7 protein-coding genes are annotated in these 7,116 nt (G+C 67.8%); 5 read left to right on the top strand and 2 right to left on the bottom strand.

The features are described 5' to 3' along the window. Positions 1 to 14: 14 nt before the first annotated feature. Both AC5E6L_RS01160 and AC5E6L_RS01165 read right to left on the bottom strand, forming a co-directional pair. Entirely contained in the window at positions 15 to 1,565 is a 1,551-nt protein-coding gene (locus AC5E6L_RS01160) for a sugar ABC transporter ATP-binding protein (protein WP_491770679.1), read from the bottom strand. Beyond that, a complete protein-coding gene (locus AC5E6L_RS01165) occupies positions 1,565 to 2,200 on the bottom strand; it encodes a DUF2291 family protein (protein ID WP_491770681.1) in 636 nt (211 codons plus the stop codon). Before AC5E6L_RS01165 ends, AC5E6L_RS01160 begins: the two co-directional genes overlap by 1 nt. Here AC5E6L_RS01165 and AC5E6L_RS01170 point away from each other — a divergent pair. From AC5E6L_RS01170 to AC5E6L_RS01190, 5 genes are all read left to right on the top strand, one after another. After that, positions 2,199 to 2,492, top strand: a complete 294-nt coding sequence (locus AC5E6L_RS01170) for a hypothetical protein (RefSeq protein WP_491770683.1) — start codon at positions 2,199 to 2,201, stop codon at positions 2,490 to 2,492. The genes AC5E6L_RS01165 and AC5E6L_RS01170 overlap by 2 nt on opposite strands. Before the next feature lie 138 nt (positions 2,493 to 2,630). Continuing rightward, the gene (locus AC5E6L_RS01175) at positions 2,631 to 4,196 is read left to right on the top strand and encodes an FGGY family carbohydrate kinase (protein ID WP_491770685.1); all 1,566 of its coding nucleotides are present in this window, start codon (positions 2,631 to 2,633) and stop codon (positions 4,194 to 4,196) included. Next, positions 4,193 to 5,701 carry a glycerol-3-phosphate dehydrogenase gene (locus tag AC5E6L_RS01180; protein WP_491770687.1) on the top strand — a complete coding sequence of 503 codons (1,509 nt, stop codon included), beginning with the start codon at positions 4,193 to 4,195 and terminating at the stop codon, positions 5,699 to 5,701. Before AC5E6L_RS01175 ends, AC5E6L_RS01180 begins: the two co-directional genes overlap by 4 nt. Then, the gene (locus AC5E6L_RS01185) at positions 5,701 to 6,633 is read left to right on the top strand and encodes a sugar phosphate isomerase/epimerase family protein (RefSeq protein WP_491228482.1); all 933 of its coding nucleotides are present in this window, start codon (positions 5,701 to 5,703) and stop codon (positions 6,631 to 6,633) included. Before AC5E6L_RS01180 ends, AC5E6L_RS01185 begins: the two co-directional genes overlap by 1 nt. An 81-nt stretch (positions 6,634 to 6,714) precedes the next feature. Next, positions 6,715 to 7,116, top strand: a 402-nt coding sequence (locus AC5E6L_RS01190) for a sugar-binding domain-containing protein (RefSeq protein WP_491770690.1), incomplete at its 3' end; no start/stop codon positions are given.

Genomic DNA, 7,116 nt, shown 5'->3' on the forward strand with positions numbered 1-7,116 from the left:
TCCCTTCGTCCGTGTCATGCCGCCAGGCTTTCGCCCGAGGCGGCCATGATGGCTTCCCTGCTTGTGTCGTGCGTGAACTCGGCGGCGATGCGACCGCGACGCATGACGACGATCCTGTGCGCGATGGACAGGCATTCATCGACCTCCGAGGTCGAGTAAAGCACCGCCTTGCCGCCGCGCGCATGGTCCGACAGGATGCGGAACACCTCCGCCTTGGCGCCGATGTCGATGCCGCGCGAGGGCTCGTCGAGCAGCACCACCGAGGGGTCCGTCGCCAGCATCTTGCCGATGACGACCTTTTGCTGGTTGCCGCCCGACAGGGAGCCGATCGGCGCGTTCGGCCCCTGCGTCTTGACCGTCACCTCCCGGATCGACCGCTCGATGATGTCCATTTCGGCGCGAAGGTTGGTGAACAGGCCACGGGTGAACCGTCCGATCGAGGCCAGCGACAGGTTGTCGCCGACCGTGGCGGTCTGCACCAGCCCGTCGCGCTGGCGATCCTCCGGCACCAGCACGAGGCCCGCCTCGATCCGCTCGGCGATCGAAAGATGGCCGATGTCGGCGCCAAAGAGCAGGATCTCGCCGGCGATGGGAGACAGGCGCCCCGCGACCGTCTCCATCAGTTCCGTGCGTCCCGCCCCCATGAGGCCGTAGATACAGACGATCTCGCCGGCATGCACGGTCAGATCGAGCTGATCGACCGCGTTCGTGATCCCGGCGGCTCCGCCGACCGTCAGCCCCCTGACGACAAGGGCCTCCTGCCCTTTCCCGCTGTCCGGCGGCGTGCCCAGGTCGAAATTCTCGCCGACCATGTTGCGGACGATCCATTCCAGATCGACCTCCGCTCTTGGCGCATATGCCGTCATTTCGCCATCGCGCAGCACGACCGCATGGTCGGTGATCGTCAGCGCTTCCTCCAGGTGGTGCGAGATATAGACGATCGAAACACCCTTCGATTTCAGGTCGCCGATGACCTTGAACAGCACCGCCACCTCCGAGGCCGACAGGGCCGAGGTGGGCTCGTCCATGATCAGGATGCGCGAATTGACGGACAGGGCCCGCGCGATCTCGACCAGCTGCTGCTGGCCTAGCCGCAGGTCCTCGACGCGCGTCAGCGGGTCGATGTCCTCTTCCAGCTCCCGCATCAGCGCGCGGGTCTGGCGCTCCTCCTCGGCGTAGTCGACGCCCGCGGGCCCGGTGATCTCACGCCCCAGGAAGATGTTGTCGCGCACGTTCATGTTCGGCGCCAGGGCAAGCTCCTGGTGGATGATGGAAATGCCGAGATCCCGCGCCGCGGCGGTCGAGCCGATCGTCGCGGGCCTGCCCTCCAGCAAGAGTTCGCCCGATGTCGGCTCCTGAATGCCCGCCAGGATCTTCATCAGTGTCGATTTTCCCGCGCCGTTCTCGCCGAACAGCGTGGTCACCTGGCCGCGATGCACGTCGAAATTGACGCCCTTGAGGGCATGCACGGCGCCGAAGGACTTGGCCACGTTGCGGGCCGCAAGAACGACCTCCGCGGCATCGGGCTTCACCCGGGGAACGTCGGACGCTGCGCCCACGGCCATCACCGCACCTCAAGCCGAACGGGCGTGACAAGCCAGTTCTTCGGATTGATCATGGTGAAGGCGCCGGTCACCGAGACCGTCCGGCCCGGCAGCGCGTCGCGGTCGAGCCCGGACAGGACCTCGGCGGCCATGGCGCGGTTGATCCCAGCGCCCGCGTCCTGATATTCGATCTGATTGGTGAAGGCGCCGAACTCGATGTCGCCGACCACGTCGCGCAGCTCGGTGCCGTTGATGGCGGGACCGGTCTGCACCCTTATTGTCGTTCCGTCCGGCAGGCCGTCCACGGCGACGCCGAAGACGCCCGAACGGCCCTCGCCGACGGTGCCCGTCAGGCTGACGGCCATGACGGGAAACGCGCCGGCGATCGTGCCGTGCGCCTCGATCGCCGCCGCCCTGTCGGAGGCCAGCGCGGCCGCAAGCGCCGGCGCGTCGCCGGCCCGTTCGAGCACGAAGTCGCGAATGCGGGGGAACTCTTCGCCGCCGAACCGGTCGGGATCGAACGCCTGCTGGCGCAGATCGTCCTTGGAACCGATCCGCACGACCCTGGTGTCGAGCGCCATGGCGCCAAAGAGGACGACCAGCGCGCCCGCGATGATCGCCCTGCGCCGGTTCGTGCCTTTCCTGACGACAGCCATGGCCTCCGATGTCGCCAACGCGCTTTCCTCCCGTTTCGTCGCGCCGCCTGGCCTTGATGGTCAGCTCCGCTGCGATGCGGCGCAAAGCCTGACCGATGCCGCTGTCGATGCCGAAAGCCGGCCATCCGATGAGCGCGGGCCTCGCGCGCCAACGGCCCGTCGACGCCTTCCCAAGGGCATCCTCGCCCGGCTTTCCCGTTTCCGGCACCCGCTCGACGAAGCCTGGGACAGGCGGGCTGTTGCCATATCGTATGTGAAAAAAATTACGATGTCTGCAAAAAAATTCATTTAAGCGAGAAAACATGCTATCCATGTCACGATGCGGGCGGCGTCCGATCAGCCGGATCGATCATCGAGGCGCCCCCATATGCGCGGCGAGAGCCGAATGATGAGGGCTGGTTGCGTCGAGGTGGCGCGCCCGAGGACCCAAATGAGCGATGCAACGGACGTGATCATCGGTATCGATGCCGGGACGAGCGTCATCAAGGCCGTCGCGTTCGGCCTGGGCGGGCGGCAATTGGCCAGCGCTTCGGTGACCAATTCCTACCGCACGGGCGCCGACGGTTCGGCGACGCAATCGCCGGACCGGACCTGGGCGGACTGCGCGGCGGCGCTGCGCGCACTGGCCGGCAAGATCGACAGGCTGGCCGCGCGCACGGCGGCCGTCGCGGTGACGGGACAGGGTGACGGAACATGGCTGGTCGGCGCGGGCAACCGGGCGGTCGCCGATGCCTGGCTCTGGCTCGACGCCCGCGCGGCGCCGACGGTGGCCAGGCTGGCGGCGGAACAGGCCGAGCGTGCCCGCTTCGAGGCGACCGGGACCGGCCTCAACACCTGCCAGCAGGGCGCGCAGATGGCGCATATGCAGGCGCGCTTTCCAGAACTGCTCGACCGGGCCGAGGTCGCGCTGCATTGCAAGGACTGGCTGTTTCTCAATCTGACAGGGGTGCGGGCGACCGACCCGTCCGAGGCCAGCTTCACCTTCGGCGACTTCCGGGATCGGCGCTACAGCGACACGGTGATTTCCGCGCTGGGTCTGGCCGGCCGGCGGCATCTTTTGCCCGAGATCGTCGACGGGGCCATGGAAACGCGGCCGCTGAGCCGGCGGGCGGCGACCGACACGGGCCTTCTGGAAGGCACGCCCGTGTCGCTCGGCTATGTCGACATGGTCATGACGGCGCTCGGCGCGGGCGTTCATACGGGCGATCCGGGCGCGGCCTGCTCCACCATCGGCTCGACCGGCGTTCACATGCGCGCGGTCACCTCCGACAAGGTGCATCTGAACGCGGCGGGCACCGGATATGTGATCTGCCTGCCCGTGCCCGGTCTCGTCACCCAGGTCCAGACGAACATGGCGGCCACGCTGAACATCGACTGGGCCCTGTCGCTGGCCGGCGATCTGGTCGGCGCGTTCGCGCCGGCACCCTCGCACGCCGATCTGGTGGCGCGGATCGACGACTGGCTTTCGCGGTCGACGCCCGGCGCGCTGGTCTATCACCCCTATATATCGGAAACCGGCGAACGCGGGCCGTTCGTCGATGCCAGCGCGCGCGCCAGCCTGATCGGCCTCAGGGCGGCGCACCGTTTCCCCGATCTGCTGCGCGCGGTCGTCGAGGGCCTGGGCATGGCGGCGCGCGATTGCTATGCGGCGATGGGGCCGATGCCGCGCGAACTGCGCCTGACCGGCGGTGCCGCAAGGTCGGCCGCGCTCCGGCGCATCGTCGCCGCGGCGCTCGATGCGCCCGTGCGCGTGTCCTTGCGCGAGGAGGCGGGCGCTGCGGGCTGCGCCATGATGGCAGCGGTCGCGCTCGGCGTCTACCGGAACATGGATGCCTGCATTGCGGAATGGACGACGCCGCTGCTCGGCGAGGCCGAGCGGCCGGCGGCCGATCTCGTGCCGGTCTACGACCGGCTCTTTGATTCGTATCGAGACGCACGCCAGGCGCTGGCGCCCGTTTGGGGCGGCTTGCGCGCCATCGAGGGAGCAGGCACATGACGAACGTCACCAAGGTCGATCTGTTTGTCATCGGCGGCGGCATCAACGGCGCCGGCATCGCCCGCGATGCCGCCGGCCGCGGCCTCAGCGTGGTTTTGTGCGAAAAGGACGATCTTGCCCAGGGCACCTCGTCGCGCTCGGGAAAGCTGGTGCATGGCGGGCTGAGATATCTTGAATATTACGAGTTCCGCCTCGTCCGCGAGGCGCTGATCGAGCGCGAGGTGCTGATGCGCAACGCCCCGCACATCATCTGGCCCATGCGCTTCGTCCTGCCCCATTCGCCCGGCGACCGCCCGGCATGGCTCGTTCGGCTCGGCCTTTTTCTGTACGATCATCTGGGCGGACGCAGGAAGCTGCCGGGCACGAAAACCCTCGATCTTCTGCGCGACCCCGAGGGCGCGCCAATCCGCGACGGCTTCACGAAGGGCTTTGCCTATTCGGACTGCTGGGTGGACGATTCCCGCCTTGTCGTCCTCAACGCGCTCGATGCGGCCGAGCGCGGCGCCACCGTGCTGACCCGTTCGGCCTGCACCTCGGCGCGCCGCAGGAACGGCATATGGCGCGTGACCGTCGTCCACGGCCTGACCGGCCAAACGCGGCAGTTCGAGGCCAGGGCCGTCGTCAATGCCGCCGGGCCGTGGGTGACCGACATCGTCACCCGCATCGCCGGCGGCAACTCGGCCCGCAACGTCCGGCTGGTCAAGGGCAGCCACATCATCGTGCCGAAGTTCTGGAAGGGCGAGCAGGCCTACCTGGTTCAGAACCACGACAAGCGCGTGATCTTCGTCAACCCCTATGAGGGCGACAGGGCGCTGATCGGCACCACGGACATCCCCTATGACGGACGCGCCGAGGATGTCGAGGCGGACGAAGCGGAGGTGCGCTATCTGATCGATGCGGTCAATCGCTATTTCAAGCAGCAGTTGACGCGCGCCGACGTGCAGACGACGTTTTCCGGCGTTCGGCCGCTGTTCGATGACGGGCAGGGCAACCCGTCAGCCGTCACGCGCGATTACGTGTTCGACCTCGACGAGACGGACCGCGCGCCGCTGCTCAACGTGTTCGGCGGCAAGATCACGACCTTCCGCGAACTGGCAGAGCGCGGCCTGCACAGGCTGGGCCGCTTCTTTCCCGCCATGGGAGCGGACTGGACGGCGGATGCGCCCCTGCCGGGCGGCGACATGGACGGCGCCGATTTCGAAGCGTTCGGCAACACCGTCAAGGCCGACTATCCATGGATGCCGCCACGGCTTCGGGAGCACTATATGCGCCTTTACGGCACCCGCATGAGCCGCATTGTCGGCGGCGCGACATCGCTTGAGGAGCTGGGGCGTCACTTCGGCGGCGATCTTTACCAAGCCGAGGTCGCCTATCTGGTCGACAAGGAATGGGCGCAGACCGCCGAGGACATTCTTTGGCGGCGCACCAAGCACCGGCTGCATCTGAGCGAAAGGCAGCAAGCTGCGTTCGCGCAATGGTTCGAAGCCCACGCGGAGGCGGCGTGATGGCGCTGCGCCTTTCGCTGAACACCAATCCGCTGGTGAACCGTTTCGCCGAACCCGACGATCTGATCGACGCGATCGCGCGCGATATCCGGATCAGGGACATCCAGCTCACCCACGAGTTCATCAATCCAAGCTGGCCCGCGCCGCTCGTCCGGCGCCTGACCCGGCAGATGGACCGCGCGCTCGAACGCACGGGCGCGCGCGTGACGAGCGGCATGACCGGCCCCTACGGGCGCCTCAACCATTTCGGCCACCCGGACCCGGACGTACGCCGCTACTATATCGACTGGTTCAAGACGTTCGCCGACATTGCCGGGGATCTCGGCGCGCACTCGGTCGGCACGCAGTTCGCGATCTTCACGTTCCGCGACTTCGACGATCCGCGCCGGCGCGCGGAGCTGATGTCGATCGCGATCGACTGCTGGGCCGAGGTTGCCGATCACGCCAAGGGATCGGGCCTTGGCTATCTTTTCTGGGAGCCGATGAGCATCGGCCGCGAGTTCGGGCAGACAATCTCGGAGTGCATGGCGCTGCAAGCACGGCTCACGGCGGCCGGCATGGCGCTGCCCATGCGGATGATGGCCGACATCGACCATGGCGACGTCACATCGCCCGATCCCGACGACACCGACCCCTATGCCTGGGCGCGCGCGGTTGCGAAGGTCAGCCCGATCATTCACATCAAGCAATCCATGGCGGACAAGTCCGGGCACCGGCCGTTCACGGCCGCATACAACGCAAAGGGCCGCGTGCAGCCCGAAGCGCTGCTGGCGGCGCTGGCGCGGGGCGGCGCGACCGACAATGAGATCTGCCTGGAACTGTCGTTCAAGGAGCGAGAGCCCGACGACCGGCAGGTCATCGCCCATATCGCCGAGAGCGTTGCCTTCTGGGCGCCGCATATCGACAGCGGCGCGTCCGGGCTGCGGATTTGACGGACCGCGGCCGGACGGCCGGATTGACAGCCGCCCGCGCGCCATGAAGATGGTGGCGGCGCGACGAGCCGTGGAGGGGGCGTGAGCAAGGACTGGGCAAACGGCGAACGCTCGCTGGCGATCCGCGCCGCCTGGCTTCACTACGTCGCGGGACTGAGGCAGGCCGAAGTCGCCAAGCGCATCGGCGTCACGTCGGTCAAGGCTCACCGGCTGATCGCCCGGGCCGTGGCGGAAGGCGCGGTCAAGGTCAGCATCGAGGGCGAGATCATCGAATGCATCGCGCTGGAGCAGGCCCTTTCGGCCCGCTTCGGTCTTGCCACCTGCGATGTGGCGCCCGACCTCGACGAAGCGGGCCTTCCACTGCGCGCGCTCGGGCTTGCCGGCGGCGCAAGGCTCAGGCGCTGGCTGGAATCGGGCGAGGAGACGACGATCGGCATCGGCCACGGCCGCACGCTGGCCGAGGCGGTGCGGTCGATGCCGCGC

This window comes from Roseitalea sp., from assembly GCF_984466335.1.